The sequence below is a fragment of the Candidatus Pedobacter colombiensis genome, from assembly GCA_029202485.1.
In the GTDB taxonomy this organism is placed as follows: Bacteria; Bacteroidota; Bacteroidia; order Sphingobacteriales; family Sphingobacteriaceae; genus Pedobacter; species Pedobacter colombiensis.
In genome coordinates, this window is sequence record CP119313.1 from 1,690,201 (window position 1) to 1,714,094 (window position 23,894).

Genomic DNA, 23,894 nt, shown 5'->3' on the forward strand with positions numbered 1-23,894 from the left:
GAGGATTACATAAAAGCGCTGTATCCTCATAATACAGCGCTTCAAAACTTACATCAAGCCAAATTTTAACCCCATAAAAAATGTTCTCGGTCTGCCGGGACCATAGATATAGTTGCTATCCCTGTTTTTGCCTGTGTCAAAATCATTTTGATATTGATTAAACATGTTTTGAACACCAATATTGAATTGAAGGTCCTGTTTGATGTTTTTTAAGGTAAAACGATAAGACAGTTTCAAGTTGTTTTCAAGAAAGGTAGGAGAGGTATGGAGAACATCTTCATCTACACCCGGAGCCCCTGCAAAATGTGGAACTTTCATTGGTCCGGTTAACACACCCGACAATACAGCGTTGAAGCGGTTTTGAGGCCAGAAACTCAAGGTATAATAACCATAAACATTGGGAGAACGTAAATATCTTTTGGTTCCCGGCAGGTCCGAAGACCAGAAAATAGCCTCTTTATAAACTGATTTTTGAAGTGTTACACCAGTTTCCAGCTGTACTTTTTGATCATAATTCAACCTGCCTTCCAGAGTAACTCCTTGTACCGTCGAATTACCGCCGTTTTTTCGCAACAATTGCTGGTTGCCGTTCTGATCCACACCAACTTCTTCCAAAACAAAGGTATTGTACAAGCGGGTAAAGAAACCATCCAGGGTAAACCCATAGATAAAATGCTCGCTTGCCTTATTATAATCTAAAGAAGCGTTAAAGCTATTGGAAGTTTCTTCTATCAGATTGGGATCCGTTTTAATCACCGAAACCCCACCACCGGCAAAGGCCATGTGCATATCTGTTTCCAATGCCTGCGGTGCTTTAAATCCTCTGGCATAAGAGGCTCGCAGCTGGGTTTCATCATCCAGTTTATATAAGGTACTTAACCTTGGGGTAAGTATAAGTTTGTTGATCCGGTTAGATTTATTTAACCTAAGCCCCGACAGTACAGTAAACTTATTGGTTACTTCCCAGTCGCTTTGCAAAAAGACACCAAATAAATTTACATGCTGGTCGATCAGGTAATCATAGATTTTAATTTCATCAAAGGTATATTCATATTGATTCTCAAAACCTGTAGTAAAAGTGTTTTTTCCTCCGAGGAAATTGCTTGCAGTATAGTTATACTGAACTCCACCCTGCATGGAATAGTTTTTAGTGTGCCCCCAGGCATCAACCTGGTCGATACCTGTATAATGTGTCCGCTTGGTATTTTGTGCGGAGCCGTATACACTAAAAGAACTTTTTTTATCTTTTGATTGATGCTCATAGTTAAAACCCCCAACTAAGATGTTATGTAAGCGGTATTCCGATTGGTCGGCCTTGTCGGCCTGAAGATCCAATTTATTCCCGCCCTTTCTTTCCTCATAAATACTCCAGCCGTTGATTTCCAGTTTATCCTGAGGTGTGAGTTTGAAAAAAGAATTAAAACCAAAGGAGTTGTTTTTTAGCATGGGCATTTCAGAAAAACCATCGCCATTAGCATCATACGAATTGCGGTCGCGGTGAGAGGCGAAAAATGATACACCTGCATTTTGTTCGTCATTTACAGCTGTTAAATTGGCATTGAAGAAGTGATCCCAGGTTTTACCACCAATTAATGCACTGTTATTAGATAAGGTAAAAGAGCTTTTTTTAGGCTCTTTTGTCAGTATGTTTACCGTTCCGGCAATGGCCGAAGAACCATATAAAACTGAGCCACCACCTCTTACAATTTCCACCCTTTCAATCATATTTGCGGGGATCTGTTCAAGGCCATACAAGCTCATCAATGAGCTGAATATCGGGCGACTGTTGATCAGTACCTGGGAATAAGATCCGCCCAGTCCGTTCATACGCAGTTGAGAATAGTTACAGGTCTGGCAATCTGTTTCCATTCGTAAGCCGGGCTGAAAGCACAAACCATCTGCAAGGGTGTTGGACTGAGTGATGTTAAAGGTTCTGCTGTCAAGTATATTGACCGCTACCGGGCTTTCCAATCTTCTGCGGCTGGTTCGGGTACCGGTTACCACTACACTGTTTAAAGTGTTTATGGAAGCGCTCAATTCCGTATTGATCAGCAATGGCTGAGTATCTGTTACCTTCACCTGTAGGTGCTTGGTGTCAAATCCCATATAGCTTACAGTGAGTTGATGGCTGCCATAAGGCACATTTTTGAGTTCATAATAACCTGTGCTATCAGCTTTGGTTCGAAGATTTAATTTGGAAATCGCTACAGTAGCCCATTCGATAGCTTGTCCATTTTTGTCGGTGATCTTACCTTTTATAAGGGTTTCCTGTGCCATACTACCCAAAGCAGTTAAAGTGAAGATGATTGTGAGTAGAGTAAATTGTATTTTCATATAGTCTAACAAATATGTTTATACTACAAACATACGAAAGTTAGATTAATCTAAAAATATAATTAGATTAATATTTTATCCTTCCCTGTCCCGATGTTATCCACCTAAACGATCTTTCTTTTCATTTTAGAGATGCAGTTTTAAATGGAGCTGTATAATAAACTTTTGATCAATCTTTAAACCTATTGTATCTATTTGTGAACCCCTTTTAGCAGCCTCTCGAACTATGTTTGTAATGGTACATGACCTGTTTTACCAATCCCCGGCGCAAGGAGAGTCAAAAGACAAGGGCGGTACGAACCCAAAAAACAAACTAACCAAATATGAAAAAAGTTATACTACAAATGCTTTTGCTGGTATTGTGCTGTGCTCCCGCATGGGCTCAAAACCGAACAGTAACGGGTAAGGTAGTTGGCAAGGATGATGAAATCCTGGTCGGTGCTACCATTACCATCCAGGGGACCAACACCAGGGCCATTACGGATAGCAACGGTAAGTTCAAAATTAACCTTCCGGCTGCTGGTAACACCATCTTAATCGCCAGTTACATTGGTTCAAAATCTGTAGCCCTGAGTGTGGGCGATAAAAAGGAATTGTTTTTTAAGCTTAAAGAGGACGATGCATCTATACTTGACGAGGTAGAGGTAGTCAACATCGGCTACACCAAAGTATCAAAAGATGCACTTACCGGTTCAGTATCATCAGTAACCGCAAAAGACCTTAAAGATTTTCCTGTAGCTACGGCTGCCGAGGCACTTGCAGGTAAACTTGCAGGGGTATCTGTCGTTACTTCAGAAGGAAAGCCCGGAGCAGATATCACCGTTAGGGTTAGGGGCGGTAGCTCTATTACTCAGGACAATTCACCATTGTATATTGTAGATGGCGTGCAGCTGGACAATGCGCTATCGATCGTATCTCCACAGGAAATTGAATCTATTGATGTGCTTAAAGATGTGGCATCCACCGCTATTTATGGTGCAAGAGGAGCGAATGGTGTAGTTTTAATTACCACTAAATCGGGTAGAAATGCACGGACTGTAGTATCGTTTGGTAGCTATGCCGGCGTGCGCAGAATTACCAATGTATTGGATGTAATGAAACCCTATGATTTTGTGATGTATCAATACCAGCTTTATAATGGCAATGCCAATGATTTAGAAACGGTAAACGCATTCACGAAGAGATATGGTACTTTTTCTGATCTGGAAATCTATAAAAATGTTCCCTTCGTGGACTGGCAGGATCGGGTTTTTGGGCGTGATGCTTTTTCTCACACCGAAAATCTGACCATCAATGGGGGGACTAAGACCTCCAATTATAATTTTAATGTGAACAACTACAAGGAAGATGGGATCATGCTCAATTCGGGGGCTGCAAGGACTTTTGTTTCTTTCCGTTTTGATAACATTGCATCTGATAAGTTCAGGTTTGGATTTAATACCCGCTACAGTCGTCAGAAGGTATATGGTGCAGGTACTTCGAATTCCGGTAGCCAAAGTAACAATAGCTTAAGGAACGGCGTGCGCTACCGTCCTTACGACCAGCCGGGGCAAGTGACAGACATTGACGTGTTTGATCCGGATTATGCTTCACTAACGAACCTGACAAGTCCGGTATTGGGGGCTTATTCTGTAACCAAAAATGATTATACCAATCAATTGATCACCAGTGCAAATGCACAGTATACCCCAATTAAGGGCTTGACCATCAAGACACTTTTTGGTATTAGCAATGGGGAGAAGAGAAATGACCAGTTTAATAGTGTGGTAACCAGTGTGGCCAGGCAGAATAAAGACATGCCTGTAGTAACCATTGGTACAGGCTCTACTTTGACCATCATCAATACGAATACCATTTCGTATGATTTTACGCTGGGTAAAGCGCACAAGATCAATTTACTGGCCGGTCAGGAAATTAATCAGAGCAGAACCCGAAGCATCTCCACAACGACCAAGTGGTTGCCGGTAGATTTAACTCCTGAGCAGGCTTTCGCCGGTATACAGAAAGCTACCCCTCCGGCCAATGCGATACAGGATGCGCCAACCACCTCGGAAGGTGAAAACAGACTTTTTTCTCTTTTCGGTCGTGCTGCCTACAATTATAAGGGCAAGTACCTGGCTTCATTTATTATCCGTAACGATGCTTCCTCTCTTTTTGCTCCGGAGAACCGCAATGCCTTGTTCCCTTCAGGACAGCTTGCCTGGCGCTTGAGTGAGGAACAATTTATGAAAGACCTTAAACTAGATTGGTTGGGAAGTGCAAAAATCAGGGCCAGTTATGGTGCCGGTGGTAACAACCGGATTGCTACCGACCTTTGGCGGGTACTTTACCTTGGAGGAAGCAATTATGGATATGCTGTGGATGATGCGGTAACGCCTGGTTTTGCACCAAATGCATTGGCCAATCCATACATCAAATGGGAAACTACAGTATCCAGAAACCTTGGGCTGGACTTGAACCTCTTTAACAATCGGTTAACCGCTACAGTTGATTTTTACAGCAACAGTACTAAAGACCTGCTGCTATTGGCAAAGGTACCGGTTACCACCGGCTGGACGGAGCAGCAGCAGAACATAGGTAAGACGGCTAATAAGGGTATTGAATTACAACTCGGTGGCATTGTAGCCAATACAAAGAATTTTGCTTACAACATCAATTTTAACATATCCCTCAACAGAAACAAAATCGTAAGCCTTGGAAACGACCAATATGGCAATCCGAATCAATCTTATTCGGTATCTTCCGGTGGCATCAACGGCTTTGATTTTTTAGTACAAGTGGGTGGTCCGATCGGTCAGTTTTATGGTTATGTTAGCGATGGACGTTATGGGTTGGATGATTTCGATGTCACTTATAATGCAACAGCCAATTCTTATTCCTATAAACTTAAGGCAGGTATTCCAAGTGCAAGGGCTATTGCACTTGGTGGAAAGGATCCACAGCCTGGAGATATGAAATTGAAAAAGATTTCCGGTAATCCAGGTGATGACATTACGGTTGACGACAGGACCGTACTTGGCAATGCATTTCCAAAATTTGCAGGTGGAATAAACCAGCAATTCAGCTATAAGAACTTTGATGCCAGTATCTTTATGAATTTTTCTATCGGTAACAAGACCTATAACGCAAACAAAACCGAATTTACCGGACAATATTTGTATAAAGACAACAACATGCTTGCCGTGGTAAAGGATCGTTGGCAGTCTTTTGACGCGAATGGAAAAAAAGTTACAGACCCGGTTCAATTGGCGGCAATGAATGAAAATACCAGCTTTTGGACACCTCCAGGTGGTCAATATATTTTAACCTCGTATGCCATTGAAGATGGATCTTTTCTTCGTGTGAGCAATATTACCGTTGGCTATTCGCTTCCGCAAAAATTGCTGGCTAAGTCGCGTGTCTTCTCAAGAGTTAGGGTATATGGTACCGTTAATAACCTGTATACTTTTACCAATTATTCCGGTTACGATCCGGAGGCCAATACACGTCGCGGACCCCTTACTCCGGGTGTGGATTATGCCGCTTATCCTAGAAGCCGCTATATTCTTGCAGGTTTAGATATTAGTTTTTAACCCATAAGATCATTTAAAATGAAATTAGCATATAAAAAATCAGTAATACTGCTTTGCATAGGGGTTTTAGTCCTGGCTGGCAGTTCCTGCAAAAAATATCTCGATATCGAGAATCCTTCTACCATATCACAGGATGTGGCTTTTGCAAGTACATCTTATACCAATACCGCAATTATTGGGGTATACAACCAATTGCCCGGAGATAACGGCATTACTAAGGAAGGAACAATCTGGTCGGCATCGACAGATGAATTCAAAACTTCCGGTAGCTACAGTGTCAATGATCGTAGGGGTGTCAGTATGTATCTTGCCAGCCAGTCGAACGGAGAGTTATTGGATGCTTTTAAACAGCTCTATACCGGGGTGGAAAGGGCTAATACTTGTATCAAAGGGATAAACAATTCAGCACTTTATACAGAGGGATCGGCAAGCAAAGTCACGATGAACAGGTATATGGGTGAGGCATTGACCTTACGTGCATTGTTCTATTTTGTCCTGGTACGAAACTGGGGTAGTGTAGTAGCGCAGTGGGAACCCTCTGGCGACTTTAAAGAATGGGATGTACCTGTTACTGCCAGTACGGAAATTCTCGACAGACTATTAGCGGATTTGAAGCAGGCAGAGGATTTGGTCCCCTGGCGTAGTGACTCCGGTTATAGCAGCACAAGATGGACAAAAGGCGCCATCAAGGCATTAAGAGCCAGGATCGCACTTTTTCGTGGTGGATATATGATGAACAAAGAAAGTCATACGATGGTACGCAGTAGTGATTATAAAAAATACTACCAGATTGCACTCGACGAATGTAAGGATATTATGGCTCGCCGTGATCAGCACAACCTTAACCCGGTTTATGAGAATATCTTTAAGTCGTTGCACACCAGCACACGCAACGACCCAACAAATGAGCTTATGTTTGAGGTAGGCGCTTATGGTGCAGGTTCAAGAACAGATACCAAGCTTGGTTATTATAACGGACTGCGGATAAACACGGCTGCACGTTTTGGTGGCGGTGGTGGCGGATTGCTGGCAATTGCTACTTATTTTTATGAATTCGATCAATTGGGAGATTGCAGAAGGGATGTGACGATTGGTTCTTACGAAATTGATGGCACCAGTCAGAAGGTGATGAATACGCTCAACAACATGACAGATGCTAAGTTCAGGAGGTCATGGACCAATATGACCGGTACTACGCAGACGTTGGGGGTGAACTGGCCCGTAATTCGTTTTGCAGATGTGTTATTGATGTTTGCAGAGGCCGACAATGAAATTAATGGCGGTCCATCAGTGCTGGCACAAGAGGCATTATCAGAAGTGAGAAAGCGTGCCTATGTTGGATTTTTGGGGCGTCTGCCAGCGATGCCGACTGACTACAACACATTTTTTGAGGCGATTGTAAAAGAGCGTTTGCTGGAATTCGGTGGAGAGGCCATACGTAAATATGATTTGATGCGCTGGAACCTGATGGGGGCCAAGTTTGCCGAAACCCGTGTCAAGCTTCGTCAGTTGATGAATGGGGAAGGAGCTTATGTAAATGTGCCCAAATATGTGTATTCCAAAGCAGCAGCCTATAATGTGGTGGGTTCTCAGGAGGAATTTAATACCCTTGATACTTATGGTGGTTCTCCTGCGGTTACCTTATTCCAACCGGGATTGGGTGTTTCAAAAGAGCCGACGGGGTATGTGACTAAGAACTGGAGGGCTTCATTGAATGAAGAGTATATCACAGGTAACTCAACCGGATTTGCCACTTATTTCGAGTCTAATAAAAGGGAAGTGTTTCCTTTCCATGAGACGGTGTTGCTATACAACACTAAAATCATCCAAAATTATGGTTATTAATCTTTTCAAAATGACAACAAATACATTTTATAAAAAAACAATGGTGCTGTTCGCGGTGCTGCTGTTTGCGATTGTGGCTTGTAAAAAGGAAGATCCCAATAAGGGACTGGAGCCACCTCGTTTGTTTAGACCATTGGGCATATCTGTTAAAACAAGCCAAACTACGGCTAAAGTGACCTGGTCGGCACCGGTACTGAGTGTAAATCTTAAGTTGGCTTATCTGACCGAGTTTTCTCAGGATTCCTTATTTGCTTCCTCAGAATTTGCGATAAAAACAGATACGATAGGCGTTACGGTAACGGATGAAAAACTGGCCGTGCGGAAAAAGTATTATGTTCGGGTAAAGGCCCTGGCGACAGCAAATCAACCTGATTCTCAATGGCAGGTGAGTGGTTCTTTCTCAATTACGGGAGAGCAGCTTTTTTTACCACTACGAGAGTTGGAAATTATGGAAAATCAGGTTACCCTTCGCTGGAAAGATACCGTTGGATTGGATAAGATTACCCTGACTCCAGGTAGCGGTACAGCAACGTCCATTACCCTTACGCCGACAGAATCGATGGCCGGTAAGAAGGTGATTACAGGTCTGAAAACGGGAACTGAGTACAGTGCAGAAATATTTATGGGTACAAAAAGTAAAGGACTGCTTAAGTTTTCGACCCTGAGTGCAACTGTTTATTCGGTAGTTTTAGATCCGGGAGCAGATCTGGTAGCGGCAATTAATGCAGCAAGCAATAATGCTGTTATTGGGCTTAATCCCGGCACTTATAGTGCGGGCTCGTCAGTATTCACCCTATTACAAAAGTCGGTTACCTTAAAATCCACCTCTGGTAATCCAAATGATACTAAGGTGAATTTTAAAGAATTTACATTGAAAGGTACAGGGGCAGGAATTTCATTGGATGGCATTGAATTAGACGGCACAGCATCAGGCTCCTTGTATTTTATCAATCCTACAGGCGTGGCAGCAGATAACGAAAAAGCGAACTTCGCCAATGTAAAAATTAACAACTGTATCATTCATGGAGCTACCACAAGTTTCCTACGGGCAAATAGGGGTACGGCCGCAGGAGATTATACCATGGACCAGATTACAGTGAAAAATTCTACGGTCTATGATATTGGTTCTACACTGGGCTATATCTGTTTCCACCTGGATAAATTGCAGTTTAATGCGTTGACAGTGACAAAATCGACCTTTTATAACATCGGACAAGCATTTTTAAGCTGCTCTACCGTAATTCCTGGCACTCCACCTGTCATTACAGTAGACTATTGTACTTTTAATTATTTCGGAGCCAACGGGCGCTATGTCTTTATGGATGCGAATGCAAATCCGGTAAGATTCTCTATGACCAATAGCATTATTGCCAATGTACCAAGGCTGACAGCTACGGTGAACAATGTGACCATCAGGGCAAGTGCTGCAACTTCTACGATCGTGTTTAGCTACAATAACACTTTTAATTTTACCAATGGAACCGGAACTACATTGGTTCAGCCGACGGCAAATACCTCTCAGGCCAATAACCTGTTCATCGCTTTGGGATGGACAGCAACCCAGACTGAGTTTACACTTCCTTTAGTTTCACCATTAAGAACTGCAAGTAGTACCGGATCACCTATAGGTGATCCTAGATGGACCTATTAAAATGTAATAAACAAATTATATACTCATGAAAATTGACAAAAAACTGCTGGCGGTTTTATTATTGGGAATGATGGTGTCGGGCAACACAGCGGTTGCACAGTCAAAGTCCTATTCATGGCAAAATCTGCCTCAGTCTAAGCTTCCGGATTTCCCCCGGGATACTTTTAACATTGTAAACTACGGTGCCAAACCTGATGGGATTACTTTAAATACAAAAAGCATTAATCAGGCAATTCAGGCCTGTAGCAAAAAAGGAGGGGGCGTAGTCCTCATTCCTCAGGGCGTATGGCTTACAGGGCCAATTGTACTGCAAAATAATGTCAATCTGCATGTCTCGAATGCTGCCCTGGTTCAATTTACAGGTGATAAAAGTCAGTATGAATTGGTAGAAGGAAATTTCGAAGGGCAAAAGGCCATTAGAAATCAATCTCCAATATCCGGCATTGATCTTACCAATATTGCGATTACCGGTAATGGGATTTTTGATGGACGTGGAGAAGTCTGGCGACATGTGAAAAAAGATAAATTAACCGAAGGTGAATGGAAATCCTTAGTCGCTTCCGGTGGACTTATCGGTGCAGATGCCAAAACCTGGTATCCATCAATAGGGTACCTGAATGGAGAAAAGGCTGTTGCAGATGGTACATTACCCCATAGTGGCCTGGCAAAGGACATGATGCCATATAAAGACTTTTTTAGACCGAATATGTTGGTGCTTACCAATTGTAAAAAGGTACTGATCAAAGATGCGACATTTCAAAACTCTCCTGCCTGGGGGATACACCCGGTTTTTTGTGAAAACCTGACCATAGATGGTGTTAAAGTAAGAAGCTTACCAAGTGCTCAAAATGGTGATGGCATTGATATCGAATCCTCTTCCTTCGTTACCATTCAGAACAATATATTGGATTGTGGTGATGATGGAATTTGTATCAAATCAGGCAAGGATGAAGAAGGACGGCGTCGGGCAAAGCCTGCTCAGTACATTGTAATTAGAAACAATACAGTTTACCGTGCACATGGCGGATTTGTGATTGGTAGTGAGATGTCTGGTGGTGTTCACGATATCTTTGTCACCGATTGCAATTTTATCGGTACCGATATTGGTCTAAGGTTTAAGACAGCGCGAGGGCGTGGTGGCATTGTGGAGAATATCCACATCCGTAATATTGGTATGCAGAACGTGGTAAATGATGCGATTTTGTTTGATATGTACTATTTCGCGAAAATCCCATCACTAAATGAAACAGCAGGTAAGGCTGTTGCTCCGCCGGTAGATGAAGGAACGCCGCAGTTTCGTAACTTTTTCATCAAAAACATAGTGTGTGACGGAGCTGAGCGTGCGATATTGATAAGAGGATTGCCGGAAATGAGCGTTAAAAATATCTTTTTAGAAGACATTACCATCAAATCGCGTAAAGGTGCCGACATCATCAAAGCCGAAAATATTACTTTACAGAATGTGGTATTACAATGCGACAGTTCTTCACCTTTAATTTACATAGAAAATAGTCAAAATCTATCGTTTAGGGGACTGAATGCGATCAAAGCACCTGAGGTATTTTTTAGTGTGAACGGTAACCAATCCAAAGACATCAGTGTTGAAAAAACAGCTATTTCCAGTGCCAGTACCCAGGCAGTATTTAAGTTTGGTGCAGAAAAATCAATGCTCGAGATCCGTCATTAATTAATGGAGCATATGTATAGTCTTGTTATTATATTAGCTTTATTAGATAGTAACCTGGAATCATAAAATGATAAAAAGAAGATTTACAGTGGGTGGAAAGTTAATATGGATGCTATTGCTAATAGTAATGGTTGGAAAGTCCATGGCCCAAGCCCCTGTAAAGATCGAACGTTATTCTACAGAAGATGGTTTGTCGCATGACATCATCACTTGTATGTTTAAGGATAAACAGGGATACATGTGGTTTGGAACCTGGAATGGAATTAACCGTTTTGATGGGCATACTTTTACCTCATTTACTTCTATGCCGGGTGATATGTCGCAGATTGGCAATGATCGGGTCGACCAGATTTTTGAAGATGCTGCAAACCATCTTTGGATCAAATCTTACGATGGAGAAGTGTATCGATTTGACAAAGGGAAAGAACAATTTACATCAGTGTCGGCCATACTGGGTTTGAAAGAAAAGATCTTGTTTGACCGCATCCTTTCTTGTGAAGATGGTATGCTTTGGGTAAGCACCATAAACCATGGCCTTTTGTTGATCACAGATGTCAGCTTAGATCATTCCGGTTATCGCATTTTTTCCAGTTCTAGTCTCAATGATGCTTATCTTCCTTCAGATCAAACCAACTTTTTTTTCAGGAGCAACAAAAATACATATTGGGTAGGTACAGCTAAAGGGCTTGTCCGACTCTCTAAAAATGCTGCGGGGGTATTTACATCCAAACAATTAAACCTGGGAAAAAATGCGGTGGAAGAATTCACTGCTGTTACTGCAAGTGACGGGAAGTTGTATTTCGGAACTTCGAAAGGAGATTTGATTGTCTTCGATGCAAAATCAGGTAAGTACCAGTGCATGAACATAAGTCATGGACGCCTCAATGCCATGTTGCCGAGCAGAAAAAACGGTCATATTTACATGACCAGCGGGCTAGGTGAACTGATTAATTTTGATCCTGGTACTTCAATGGTAAGCACTTCGAAATACAATATTCCTGATGCGCTATTTTCCATTTTTGAGGATAGCAGTGGTCAGCTATGGATAGAGCCTGAAAAACGTGGCATTGTCCGTTATGATGTTAACAAACGTGTTTTTCAGACTTTCGTGCAAAAGAATGATGCCATTAATGTGATCCCTCATAGTCATTTTAAGGTATTTGAAGATAAAAATGGAACGGTTTGGTCTATTTTAAGAGACGGTGGCTTTGGCTTTTATGATGAAAAAGCAGGCCGGTTCAGTTATTTTTACAATGAACCGGCCTCACCACAACGACTCATGTCTAATTTGGCTACCGTGGTGTTTTATGACCCTGCTGGTGTAATGTGGCTGCATACAGATCAACGTAGACTGGAAAAAATCATCTTTCATCCCAATAACTTTAAGCAACAACTGCTGGTTGATCCCGGGGTTTTTAAATCTCAGAATGAAGTGCGGGGCTTATTTAGCGATAGCAAGAATAGACTTTGGGTGGGGGCAAAGAGTGGCTTGCTCTATATCTATGAAAATGAGAAATTGGCAAATGTCACTTTCGAGCATCTGCCAAAGGGCGGCTTGGGTATGGTATATGCGATATTTCAGGCTAAAGATGGCACGATATGGATGGGGACAAAAGACAATGGATTATACAGCGCTGAGCCCTTAGACGATCAACAAACACATTATCGCTTATCACATTATATGCACAATCAGGCCGACAACACTTCAATCAGCAGCAACCAGGTGTATTCAATTACAGAAGATAATTGGGGCAGAATTTGGGTTGGTACTTTTGATAAGGGACTGAATATGCTTGATGTTGGACAGATTAAGCCAGTATTCCAAAGGTTTTACGATAAAGCCAATGGTTATCCGGGGCGGTTCCATAAAATCAGGTACCTGACTATTGATGGTCATGGGAGGTTGTGGATAGGATCGACTGATGGGTTGGTTATTGGGGAGGCCCTCAAAACTGGCCGAATGAAATTTACAACTTATAGCAAGCAACCTGGTAATATTCAAAGTTTAGGTAACAATGATATTCAGTATATGCTGAAAGACCATGCCAATAGAATGTGGCTGGCTACTTCGGGTGGTGGACTAAACCTGGCGCTGGAAAAACCGGGCTCGGATTCATTGACCTTCAAAGTATACTCCACAAAAAACGGGTTGAGCAATAACTATATGCTGAGCATTGGTGAAGACAAACAGCATCGGCTCTGGATGGCTACAAAAAGTAGCTTGACCAGGTTTGATCCTCAAAATGAAAAATTTAACAATTTCAACTCCTACGATGGGGTTCCCAATGATGGTTTTTCTGAGGCTTCCTGTCAACTTACCCAGGATGGTAAAATGGTTTTTGGCACAACAAGAGGAATGCTCAGCTTTGATCCCGAGCAGGTCAAATATCATCCAATCCACTCAAATATGGCTTTTACGGGATTGCAGATTAACAATACTGATGTTTCGGTGGGTGCAGGAAGTTTATTGAAACAAAACATCAACAATACGAAGGATCTTGTGCTTAAGTACAATCAAAATACGATCAGCATAGATTATACGGTCCTGGATTTTCGCTCCGGTAATCGTCAGCGCTATTTGTATCGCCTAAAAGGTTTTGACAGCACCTGGCACGATAACAAAAACCAACGTAGGGCAACCTATACCAATTTACCTCCGGGAGAATATGTGTTAGCGGTGAAGAGTCCGGATTCGGATAACTATAGCAGTATCCCATCGAAAGAATTAAAAATAACTATCCTTCCACCATTATGGAAAACCTGGTGGGCCTATCTGATTTACTTCTTGTTGTTCTGCATTGCGGTGGAAATAACCAGGCGGATTGCCGTTACTTTTTTGCGGTTAAGACAGGGCATAGCAGTAGAACAAAAAATGACAGCGCTCAAGATGGCCTTTTTTACCAATGTTTCTCATGAACTCCGAACTCCGCTTACCTTAATTCTAAATCCGGTTGATGCGCTGCTTCAAAAGGAAGAACTTTCAAATCAGGGAAAGGAGTATGCTTCTATTGTGCGCCGAAATGCCGTTAGGATGGTTCGTTTTGTGAACCAGCTTTTAGACCTGCGGAAAGCACAAAGTGGACAATCTAAGCTGAAGACGAGTCGGATTGAGCTGATAGGATTCGTTGAGGAGATTGCTGCGGATTTTAAGGAGGCCGCTAAAACGAATCAGATTGAACTGAAAGTTACTGGTGATCGCCCGGTATTTGTCGAGGTGGATGCCGATAAAATGGAAACGGTGATTTACAACTTGCTGAGCAATTCATTTAAGTTCTCTGATACCGGAAAGCGTATAGAAATCATCATATCAAAAAGCTATGATGCGATGCATATTGTTGTAAATGATGAAGGAAGTGGCGTAAATGAAGCTGATTTGGAGAATATTTTTCTGCTCTACCACGAAAGTGAGCATCCCAATACCCAGCAGCTTAAGGGGACTGGAATTGGACTGGCTTTAGCACGGGAATTGGTTGAATTGCATGGCGGGAAGATTTTCGCATCAAACCGTCAACAACGGGGACTGTCGGTAACCATAACTTTGCCCATTGCCAAAACCGATATGCATACCGCTGTAAAAAAGGTAGGGCCACTTATAGCTTTAGAAACTGAGGTAAGGCAACCTCCTGCTATTGCTGAGGAACAGGCTCAGCAAAGTGACAAGCAATTGGTCTTATTGGTTGAGGATAATGAGGATATGCGGTCGTTTTTATCTGCCAATTTGGGTGGGACTTATCGGATAAAGACTGCTGTAGATGGTTTGGAGGGGTTTGCTTTGGCTAAGAAAATACAACCGGATCTTATTCTTAGTGACATCATGATGCCAAAAATGGATGGTATAACCATGCTTGATCATTTGAAAAATGACCAGGCGACCAGTCATATCCCTGTGATCTTACTTTCGGCAAAAAGCGCAGTGGAAAGTCAGGTTGTGGGACTGAGGTATGGGGCTGATTATTACATTAGTAAGCCATTTGACAATGAGCTGTTGTTTGCTGCATTGGCAAACATATTAGCACAGCGCAAAAGGATCGTTGAGCGACTGGTATCCAAAGAAAAAGTAATTGAATTGGGGCCAGGTCAGATTGTGGTTACTTCCAAAGATGAAGTGTTTTTACAAAAGGTGATTGCCATTGTAGAGGAACACATGACAGATCCCCAGTTTAATATCGATGCTGTTGCCGAAATGGTGAATATGGCAAGGGCTACTTTCTTTAAGAAGTTTAAAAGTCTTACCCAACAGGCTCCGGTAGAATTTATCAGGGATATGCGGTTGAAAAGAGCGAAGCAATACCTGGATGCGGGCATGGGGAATATAACCGAAATTGCGTATTCGGTTGGGTTCAGCAGCGCGAAGTATTTCAGTACCTGTTTTAGGGTTTATTATGGAATATCGCCTTCTGATTATTTGAAAACAACTGATGCGCTGGAAGGGAAAAACGCTAAAACTAAAAACCAAATCGTAAACCTTATATAAATAGCTAATGAACTTTAAAAAAAATGCTCCTCTGTTATTTGTGATGGCTATTGTGCTTTCTTTTTCACAAATGGCCTATAGTCAAAATTATAAATATACTTTTCAGAATCCGCAACTGGGTTTTGAAGAGCGGGTAAATGATCTGGTGAGTCGTTTAACGCTTGAAGAAAAAGTTAGTCAGATGCTCAATGCCGCACCGGCAATTCCGAGACTGGAAATTCCTGCTCACGATTGGTGGAATGAAGTCCTCCATGGCGTTGCCAGAACGCCTTATAAAGTAACCGTATTTCCACAGGCAATTGCAATGGCAGCTACTTTTGATACCAAATCGTTGTTTGAGATGGCCGATTTTTCTGCATTAGAGGGAAGGGCTGTGTATAACCTTGCAGTAGCAGCCGGAAAGGAAGGCTCAAAATATCAAGGTTTAACTTACTGGACGCCTAATATTAATATTTTTCGTGACCCACGTTGGGGAAGAGGTCAGGAGACTTATGGGGAAGATCCATTCTTGACTTCCATGATGGGAGCAGCTTTTGTAAAGGGGCTTCAGGGGGATGATCCGAAATATTTAAAAGCTGCTGCTTGTGCAAAGCATTTTGCGGTACACAGCGGGCCGGAACCACTTAGGCACGTGTTTAATGCAGATGCGAGCATGTATGATTTATGGGATACCTATTTACCGGCTTTTAAAAAACTGGTGGTAGATGCTAAAGTTGCGGGGGTAATGTGCGCTTACAATGCATTTCAAAATCAACCTTGTTGTGCCAGTGATTTGTTTATGACTGATATTTTAAGAAATCAGTGGAATTTTAAAGGTTATGTAACTTCTGATTGTGGGGCTATAGATGATTTTTATAAAAAGCACAAAACGCATAAAGATGCCGAATCTGCTGCGGTAGATGCTGTGTTTCATGGTACGGATGTGGACTGTGGAAAGGAAGCTTATCTTGCGCTGGTGCAAGCGGTAAAAGATGGAAAAATCACCGAGGCGCAGTTGGATGTATCGTTGCATCGTTTATTTATGGTTCGTTTCAAATTAGGATTGTTTGATCCGGTTTCGATGGTGAAATATGCACAAACGCCGGCTTCTGTGTTGGAAAGTAAAGCGCATAAAGCACATGCTTTGAAGATGGCACAAGAATCTATGGTGTTGTTAAAAAATGAGAAGGGGCTTTTGCCGATTCGAAAAGACTTGAAAAAGATCGTTGTCCTGGGGCCGAATGCGGATAATCCAATCGCTATTCTGGGTAATTATAATGGTAATCCATCGGAACTTTCTACTATACTGGGTGGGATTAAGGAAAAAGTTGGTCGCCAAACTGAGGTGGTTTACGAGAAGGCTGTTAATTATACCAATAAAAATGTTTTGGGTAATGATGTGCAGACAGATTTTAAAGCTTTGGTGGACAAGTATAAAGATGCGGACCTGTTTGTATTTGCCGGGGGAATTGCGCCACAGTTGGAAGGTGAGCAAATGAAGGTGAATGAACCTGGTTTTACAGGTGGTGACCGCACGTCTATTTTGCTCCCTGCTGTTCAAACTGATTTGATGAAGGCTTTAAAAGCCTCGGGTAAACCTATAGTATTTGTAATGATGACCGGCAGTGCAATTGCTATGCCGTGGGAGTCTGAAAACATACCTGCTATCCTGAATGCCTGGTATGGGGGACAAGCAGCTGGTCAGGCCGTTGCAGATATTCTATTTGGCGATTATAATCCTTCTGGGCGTTTGCCTGTTACCTTTTACAAGAGCGATAGCGACCTGCCGGATTTTAATAATTACAGCATGGAAAATCGTACTTACCGTTATTTTAAAAATAAACCGCTTTATGGCTTTGGGTATGGATTAAGCTATACCAGCTTTGACTATGCCAAGGAAGATGTTCCGGTGAAAGTTGCCCGGGGCAAGGATTTAACGGTTGCTGTACGCATCACCAATAAGGGGACATTAGCAGGAGAAGAGGTTGCACAATTGTACGTGATGAATCAAAATCGATCGATAAAAGCACCAATAAAATCCTTAAAAGGTTTTCAAAGGCTTAGCTTGAAGGCTGGAGAAAGCAAAATTGTTAAATTTGAGCTGAGTCCGGATGATCTTTCTTATGTAGATACGGAGGGTATTAAGCAGCAATTTAAAGGCGTTTTACAGCTCAGTATCGGCGGAAGTCAACCCGATGAGGCAAATCCAACCAGTGGGAATGTATTAAAGAGCCTGCTTACTATTGAGTAAGTCAGGCTAATTTAAGACCTAACTCCAAAAATATGTAGTTAAAAATCCGGCAGGGCTAAGTAAGAATCAAACAATCGAAAGTACCAGATGTTAATGCTATTAGAGCGTAACTACTTAGCTAACCATTGATGATGTTTTTGGAACAGTATATGCAGATCAGGAAGCATTCTGAACAGATTTGCGAATCTTTGCAAACTGAAGATTATGTGGTGCAACCTATTGTAGATGTGAGTCCACCAAAATGGCACCTTGGTCACACGACATGGTTTTTCGAAACTTTTATTTTAAAGCCCTTTCATGAACAATACAGGATTTACAATCGGGAATACAATTATGTTTTCAATAGTTATTACGAGACTATTGGCAGCCATGTGATCCGTACGGATAGAGGAAATCTAAGTCGCCCAAGCGTGAGTGATGTGTATGCTTATCGGGCGTATGTAGATTTGGCCATGAGTGAGTTTTTAAAATGTCCGCTTACGGATGAGGTAAAAGCTTTGTTCTTTTTAGGACTTAACCATGAACAGCAACATCAGGAGCTGCTGCTCACTGATATCAAATATATTTTTGGGCATAATCCACTGTTTCCTGCTTACCATACAGATGGAAGGATCAGGACTACATTTGAAATAGGTACCCAGAAGATGATTTCTTTTAAAGAAGGCATTTATGAGATCGGTTATTCCGGAACGGATTTTTGTTTTGACAATGAATTGGGTAGGCATAAGGTCTATTTACAAAATTTTTCCATCAGCTCAAATCTGGTCAGCAATGCAGCATATTTGGTGTTTATGGAGGATGGTGGCTATACAAATTTTGCGCATTGGCACGCTGAGGGCTGGGACTGGCTGAAGGAGCATAAAATCACAGCGCCTATGTATTGGCATTTGGTGGATGGCGAATGGCATACTTATACACTTGGAGGATTTAAGCCGCTTGATTTGAAAGCTGCTGTAACCCACATCAGCTATTACGAAGCTTATGCATTTGCCAGCTGGTGTAAAATGCGCCTGCCAACTGAATTTGAATGGGAGGTTGCTGCGGGAGCGTTTAAATGGGGGCATAGATGGGAATGGACAGAGAGTGCGTACCTGTCTTATCCCGGCTTCAGTAAAGCACCGGGGGCGATAGGAGAATATAACGGCAAGTTTATGGTGAACCAAAAAGTACTTCGGGGAGCATCTGAAGCGACACCACCTGGGCATAGCCGGATTACCTACAGAAATTTTTTTCATCCGGATTTAAGATGGCAATTTACCGGAATACGATTAGCTCAATAACATGAGATATGCGCCCAACTACGACCGAAAATATAACCACTGTGGAGTCACTGTTTCTTACTGAAACACTGGCCGGACTTCAGGCATGTCCGAAGTTTATGCATGCCAAATATTTTTATGATGAACGTGGAGATTATATATTTCAACAGATCATGGAAATGGATGAGTACTATCTGACAAATGCAGAGATGGATATATTTTCGAATCAGGCCGTACAGATTGCAGAACTGATCAAGGGAAATACTCCTTTTGACCTGATTGAGCTGGGGGCTGGGGATGCCACGAAATCCATTCATTTGTTAAGGGCTCTGGCTAAGGAGAACCTTGAATTTAGTTATTTGCCTGTCGACATTTCTGCGCATGTGATTAACGACCTGGAGGATCATTTACCCAAGGAGTTGCCTGAATTGGATATAAAGGGACTGAATGGAGATTATTTGCAGATGCTGCAGCAGGGGATTGCACTTTCCAACCGAAGAAAAGTTGTCTTGTTTATGGGTGCAAATATCGGAAACATGGATAAGGATGAAGCAGAGGCATTTTTGGGATCATTAAGAAATTTATTGTCTGAAGGAGATCTGCTGATTATTGGTTTTGATCTGAAAAAAAATCCGAAACAAATATTGGCGGCCTATAATGATCATAAGGGAATTACAAGTGCCTTCAATCTGAACTTACTTGAACGGATTAACAGGGAGTTGGGGGGAGATTTTGTGGTTGAAAATTTTGAACATTATGTGAGTTATGACCCGGAATCTGGAGCTTGTAAAAGCTACCTGATCAGCTTGAAAGATCAGGTAGTTCATATTGGAACAGCTACAATTCCTTTTGCTAAGGATGAGTATGTTTATATGGAAATCTCCCAAAAATACGCACTGGAAGATATTGAAAGGCTTGCATCCAGATGCGGATTTAAACCCTTACATAATTTTTTTGATACCAACAGGTATTTTGTCGACGCGGTATGGATCGTTTAAACCTGCTAATGAACAAAGGCAACCCCTAAAGGTTGCCTTGATAAAGTGTTGCTTTTACATTTTGCTGTTTTCCGTTAATGGTAAGGGTTAAGTTGATCTTGCCTTTTTCAAAATCATTGCCTTGATTTTCCTTAATACTGATTTCCGGAGCTTTGCTGCCTTCGTAAGGATAAACCAGAGATACAAACCGTTGTGTTTTGCTGTCATTTTTAGGCTTTTCAAATACAAAGGCAGGTCTTGGGATTTCCTTGTTGTAAACGTAAGATACTTTGCCTTCTTCTTCATTCAGTGTTACTTTATCTGTATTTAATGACTGAATCAGGAGGTTGTTTCCGTCTGTGTAAGTTGTAGATACTGTATTCTTTATTTTGTCAAAAACGGGCTTACTATCTTCTTTCAGCTGGAAGTGTACACCCAGGTTTCCAGTCGCTGTACCAATGGCTTTATCGATAATCAAAAAGTATTTTTGGTTGATGAACAGCACGCTGCGCTGATGGTTCAGTTCTGCATAACTAGGGTTGGTATAAGTAAGGATATCGAGGTTTTTACCAGTTTCCCATTTGTCCTGATGGGCTTTAGTGATCACCATGTTTTGGTTATCAAGCGTAAGCGTGCTATGTATACGCGTTTGGCGGTACCAGTTACGTTGTTTCATAATGGCATCGTCTCCACTGTATACAAATACGCCGGCATCAGGTGTAAAGTTTCTGCCTTTTACAAAAAGTTCGAAAGTTCCATTGTCCGGCTGGGCATGAAATTCTCCCGGAGGGCTGGCTTTTAATACCATAACAGTTGCATTTTTATCCCATCCAGTTCTAAATGTATAAAAGCCCGCGTTGCTCAATGCTTTGGATAAAAAGTTGGGAGCCTGACCTTCTCTGCCATCCGTAGCAAAATACTTTATGGCTGTATTTGCCGGAAAAACCTTACTCCAACTTGCAAACTGTTTCATCCTGAAATTTTTATCAGTAATCCAGGAATCGCCAAACATAGGGGTGTTATAATCCGGCAGGGTAATGCTGATAACCGCCATAATCATATTCTCTATGGTTTGTACGTAGGATTGAGGAAATTCTTTTTCGAGGTTAACGCGCTGTGCCGAGCTATAAGCTTTTAAGAAGATATCAATGGCGGCTATGTGATAAATTGGCGAAAGCTCGAACTGCATTCCATCTGCAAACACTTGTTTTTTGATTTCGGTGTTTAGCACTGTGATGCCACTTTGTCTCCATTTTTGTGAATCTTTAAATTCAGGAAATGATACACCAGCAAATAAGGTACGTTGTGCTTCAAATAAACGATGGTTTCCCAATTCAGCATAATTTGAAGGTAAATAATCTGCTTGCTGGTGGTAGCTATTTAAAAATTCCATTAAAAAGGCCGGACTGAAATTTGGGGAGTTTACAAACAGACTAAAAGTTGGGGGCAGGCTTTGTACCCTGTCCGAAACTTCTAGTGGGCGCCATACAAATCTGTCGTTATCCTGTGACAGGCCTAAAGGATTTTTTCTCACCCAATCGCTATATTGGTATATCCATTCTTTAGCATATTTTTCATCGGCTGTAGCATGATAAACCAGGGCCATTGCCTGCCACCATTTTACACGGTGCAGCTGCCAGCGTACTTCATTGTCTTTTACCGGCCACATTTGCCAATTGATGTCCTTGCCATAATCAAAATAGCCATATCCCTTATGGGGTTGAAATTGGTGAACTAAAGCTTTGTCTGCCATTTCCTGTGTAGCCTTGTCAATAGGCTGGCTTAAATCGGCTGGCTTCTCTGAATTGCTGAAATCAGGTGCTTTAGCCTTGCTTTTTTTTCTGTAGTATGCCAGTAAGGCTTTAGCGGCATCATCATATTTGCCAGCTATAAAAAGCTGATTTGTTTTTTCAAGGCCCGGATAGCTGAGGTTGATGGGATCAAAACTTTTTTTTGTAATACTAGCTTCTTGAGCGTAAATTACTCCGCCACACAGCATTAAAACAGCAAGCTGGACAATTTTTTTTATGTTCATCGGGTTAAATATTTTATAAATTTAAAAGATCAATTTTTTTGATACTGGCATACCTTTTTAAAGCCTCTAAGTAATAGTAATCTGCATAATCTATTGGAGTATCAATTTCTGAATTGTAGAGGAGGGCACCAACGCTGTGTTTCAGAATGAAGAACCCATTTTCTCCGGGTTTAGCTAAGTAAGCATCTGAAGATAATGATTTGAGTATGGCTTCTGCATAATCGACATATTTTTTGCCATCTTTTACCTGTGTGCTTAAATCCAGTAACGCTGATGCGATAACGGCTGCGGCTGAGGCATCTCTTGGTGCATGTTCATCAACATCAAGGGCATTGTGTACATCAAAATCCCAAACCGGAATTTTATCCTTTGGCATACGGGGATGGTTCATGATAAAGGAAGCGATATGCTCGGCCTGATCCAGAAATTTTTGATCCTTAGTGTTTTCATAGCACATGGTAAAGCCATAAAGTCCCCAGGCTTGTCCACGCGACCAGGCAGATTCGTCGGTAAGGCCCTGGTGTGTAGCCTTGCGCAGTACTTTTCCTGTTTCAGGGTCATAATCCACAACATGGTATGAACTATGGTCTTTTCTAAAATGGTTGAACATGGTGGTTGTGGCATGTGTACTGGCTGCCTGTGCATAAGCAGGAGTTTTAAGTGCCGTTGCTGCCCAGTACAAATATTCGAGGTTCATCATGTTGTCGATAATTACAGGGTAGTGCCACCAGGAAAAATCCCAGGAGCGAATAACGCCAATTTTAGGATTAAATCTCGCAAATAGATGCTGTGCACCAGCTGTTAATGCCGGTAAATAGACTTTATCACCGGAAATGCGATAGGCATTGCCATAGGAGCAATAGAGCATAAAGCCCACATCATGGGTATTTGTGATGTAGCGAATTGAATCCAACGCTAAAGTAAAGCGTTTTGCCTGATCGGCCAGTTTTTTATCTCTGGTAAGTTCATATCCATACCAAAGAGAACCCGGGAAAAATCCTGTGGTCCAATCTGTATATGGGGCGAGCCTTACACTACCATCCGGGTTCACTGAACGGGGATTCTGTCCCGGTTTATAGGTGTCTGCCGCTTTGTTTAGCTGGTAATCAATTACCTCGGTAGTCTTTTTTAACCAGTTTAAAGATGGGGCTGGTTGTTTGGACTGGGCAAAGCAGGTTAAAGTAAATGTGGAGGCCGCTAAAAGTATGCTGATCGTTAGTTTCATAGTTCAATCTCCTGAGATTTTTGATTAATGGTTAGAAGAGTGAAGGTAGGAGCGGAGGGGAAAACAGCCTTTTAAAATCTACCATAAATATTTTGAATTTGGTTAAGTATTTTTGGTAGAGCGTGATTATTGATACTTATTTAAGTTGTTGAAGCTGTTATTCATCAAATTCGATAATAATTTTTAAATTCGTTTCTATCAAAATCAAATAGTATTAAACCAAATGAATGTAAGTATGAAAAAAGTAGTATTGTTATTCGGAATGATGTTAATCACGACCGTAATTTTCGCTCAAAATAAACCTAAAAATATAAAAGAATTAAGGGATTCTGTTTTTACGGTGATGAAACTTAGCGATGAAAACAGGCAGAAAATGCACGATGTGATTGCTGAAAGTGGTAAGGCACAAAAGGCCATTAAGGATGATGCAACGTTAAATGATGAGCAAAAAAAGGAAAAGATTAAAGTACTCAGAACTGAAATGGCGGCAAAAGAAAAGATGATTTTAACTCCGGAGCAATCTCAGATGTGGAAGGAATTTGCGGCGGCCCAAAAGAATAAACCTAAGCAATAATTGACTTAAATAAGTATCATCTCCCCCTGAA

The 23,894-nt window shown here is 41.7% G+C and carries 12 protein-coding genes; 9 read left to right on the plus strand and 3 right to left on the minus strand.

What is annotated here, in order from left to right:
* Nucleotides 1-48: 48 nt before the first annotated feature.
* Nucleotides 49-2,334 carry a TonB-dependent receptor gene (locus P0Y49_07220; protein WEK20926.1) on the minus strand — a complete coding sequence of 762 codons (2,286 nt, stop codon included), beginning with the start codon at nucleotides 2,332-2,334 and terminating at the stop codon, nucleotides 49-51.
* A 323-nt stretch (nucleotides 2,335-2,657) separates the two neighbouring features.
* On the opposite strand from P0Y49_07220, the gene P0Y49_07225 reads away from it, so the two are divergent.
* From P0Y49_07225 to P0Y49_07260, 8 genes are all read left to right on the plus strand, one after another.
* Nucleotides 2,658-5,906 (plus strand): TonB-dependent receptor, encoded by a 3,249-nt coding sequence (locus P0Y49_07225; protein ID WEK20927.1) that lies wholly within the window; start codon nucleotides 2,658-2,660, stop codon nucleotides 5,904-5,906.
* Nucleotides 5,907-5,924: 18 nt separating this feature from the next.
* Complete coding sequence (locus P0Y49_07230) at nucleotides 5,925-7,751, plus strand: RagB/SusD family nutrient uptake outer membrane protein (protein ID WEK20928.1); 1,827 nt, start codon at nucleotides 5,925-5,927, stop codon at nucleotides 7,749-7,751.
* 10 nt (nucleotides 7,752-7,761) lie between these two features.
* Entirely contained in the window at nucleotides 7,762-9,402 is a 1,641-nt protein-coding gene (locus P0Y49_07235) for a DUF4957 domain-containing protein (protein WEK20929.1), read from the plus strand.
* Nucleotides 9,403-9,427: 25 nt separating this feature from the next.
* Entirely contained in the window at nucleotides 9,428-11,089 is a 1,662-nt protein-coding gene (locus P0Y49_07240) for a glycoside hydrolase family 28 protein (GenBank protein WEK20930.1), read from the plus strand.
* A 67-nt stretch (nucleotides 11,090-11,156) separates the two neighbouring features.
* A complete protein-coding gene (locus tag P0Y49_07245) occupies nucleotides 11,157-15,563 on the plus strand; it encodes a two-component regulator propeller domain-containing protein (GenBank protein ID WEK20931.1) in 4,407 nt (1,468 codons plus the stop codon).
* A gap of 7 nt (nucleotides 15,564-15,570) precedes the next feature.
* Complete coding sequence (locus tag P0Y49_07250; protein WEK20932.1) at nucleotides 15,571-17,793, plus strand: glycoside hydrolase family 3 C-terminal domain-containing protein; 2,223 nt, start codon at nucleotides 15,571-15,573, stop codon at nucleotides 17,791-17,793.
* 128 nt (nucleotides 17,794-17,921) lie between these two features.
* The gene (egtB, locus tag P0Y49_07255; GenBank protein ID WEK20933.1) at nucleotides 17,922-19,073 is read left to right on the plus strand and encodes an ergothioneine biosynthesis protein EgtB; all 1,152 of its coding nucleotides are present in this window, start codon (nucleotides 17,922-17,924) and stop codon (nucleotides 19,071-19,073) included.
* A gap of 8 nt (nucleotides 19,074-19,081) precedes the next feature.
* Entirely contained in the window at nucleotides 19,082-20,050 is a 969-nt protein-coding gene (locus P0Y49_07260) for an L-histidine N(alpha)-methyltransferase (protein WEK20934.1), read from the plus strand.
* A 25-nt stretch (nucleotides 20,051-20,075) separates the two neighbouring features.
* Here P0Y49_07260 and P0Y49_07265 read toward each other — a convergent pair whose 3' ends face one another.
* Nucleotides 20,076-22,064 (minus strand): heparinase II/III family protein, encoded by a 1,989-nt coding sequence (locus tag P0Y49_07265; GenBank protein WEK20935.1) that lies wholly within the window; start codon nucleotides 22,062-22,064, stop codon nucleotides 20,076-20,078.
* A gap of 13 nt (nucleotides 22,065-22,077) precedes the next feature.
* The gene (locus tag P0Y49_07270; protein ID WEK20936.1) at nucleotides 22,078-23,289 is read right to left on the minus strand and encodes a glycoside hydrolase family 88 protein; all 1,212 of its coding nucleotides are present in this window, start codon (nucleotides 23,287-23,289) and stop codon (nucleotides 22,078-22,080) included.
* Between the two features lie 235 nt (nucleotides 23,290-23,524).
* Between P0Y49_07270 and P0Y49_07275 the strand changes: the two genes are divergently transcribed.
* Nucleotides 23,525-23,863: a hypothetical protein gene (locus P0Y49_07275; protein ID WEK20937.1), complete on the plus strand. Its 339-nt coding sequence runs from the start codon at nucleotides 23,525-23,527 to the stop codon at nucleotides 23,861-23,863.
* Nucleotides 23,864-23,894: the final 31 nt, after the last annotated feature.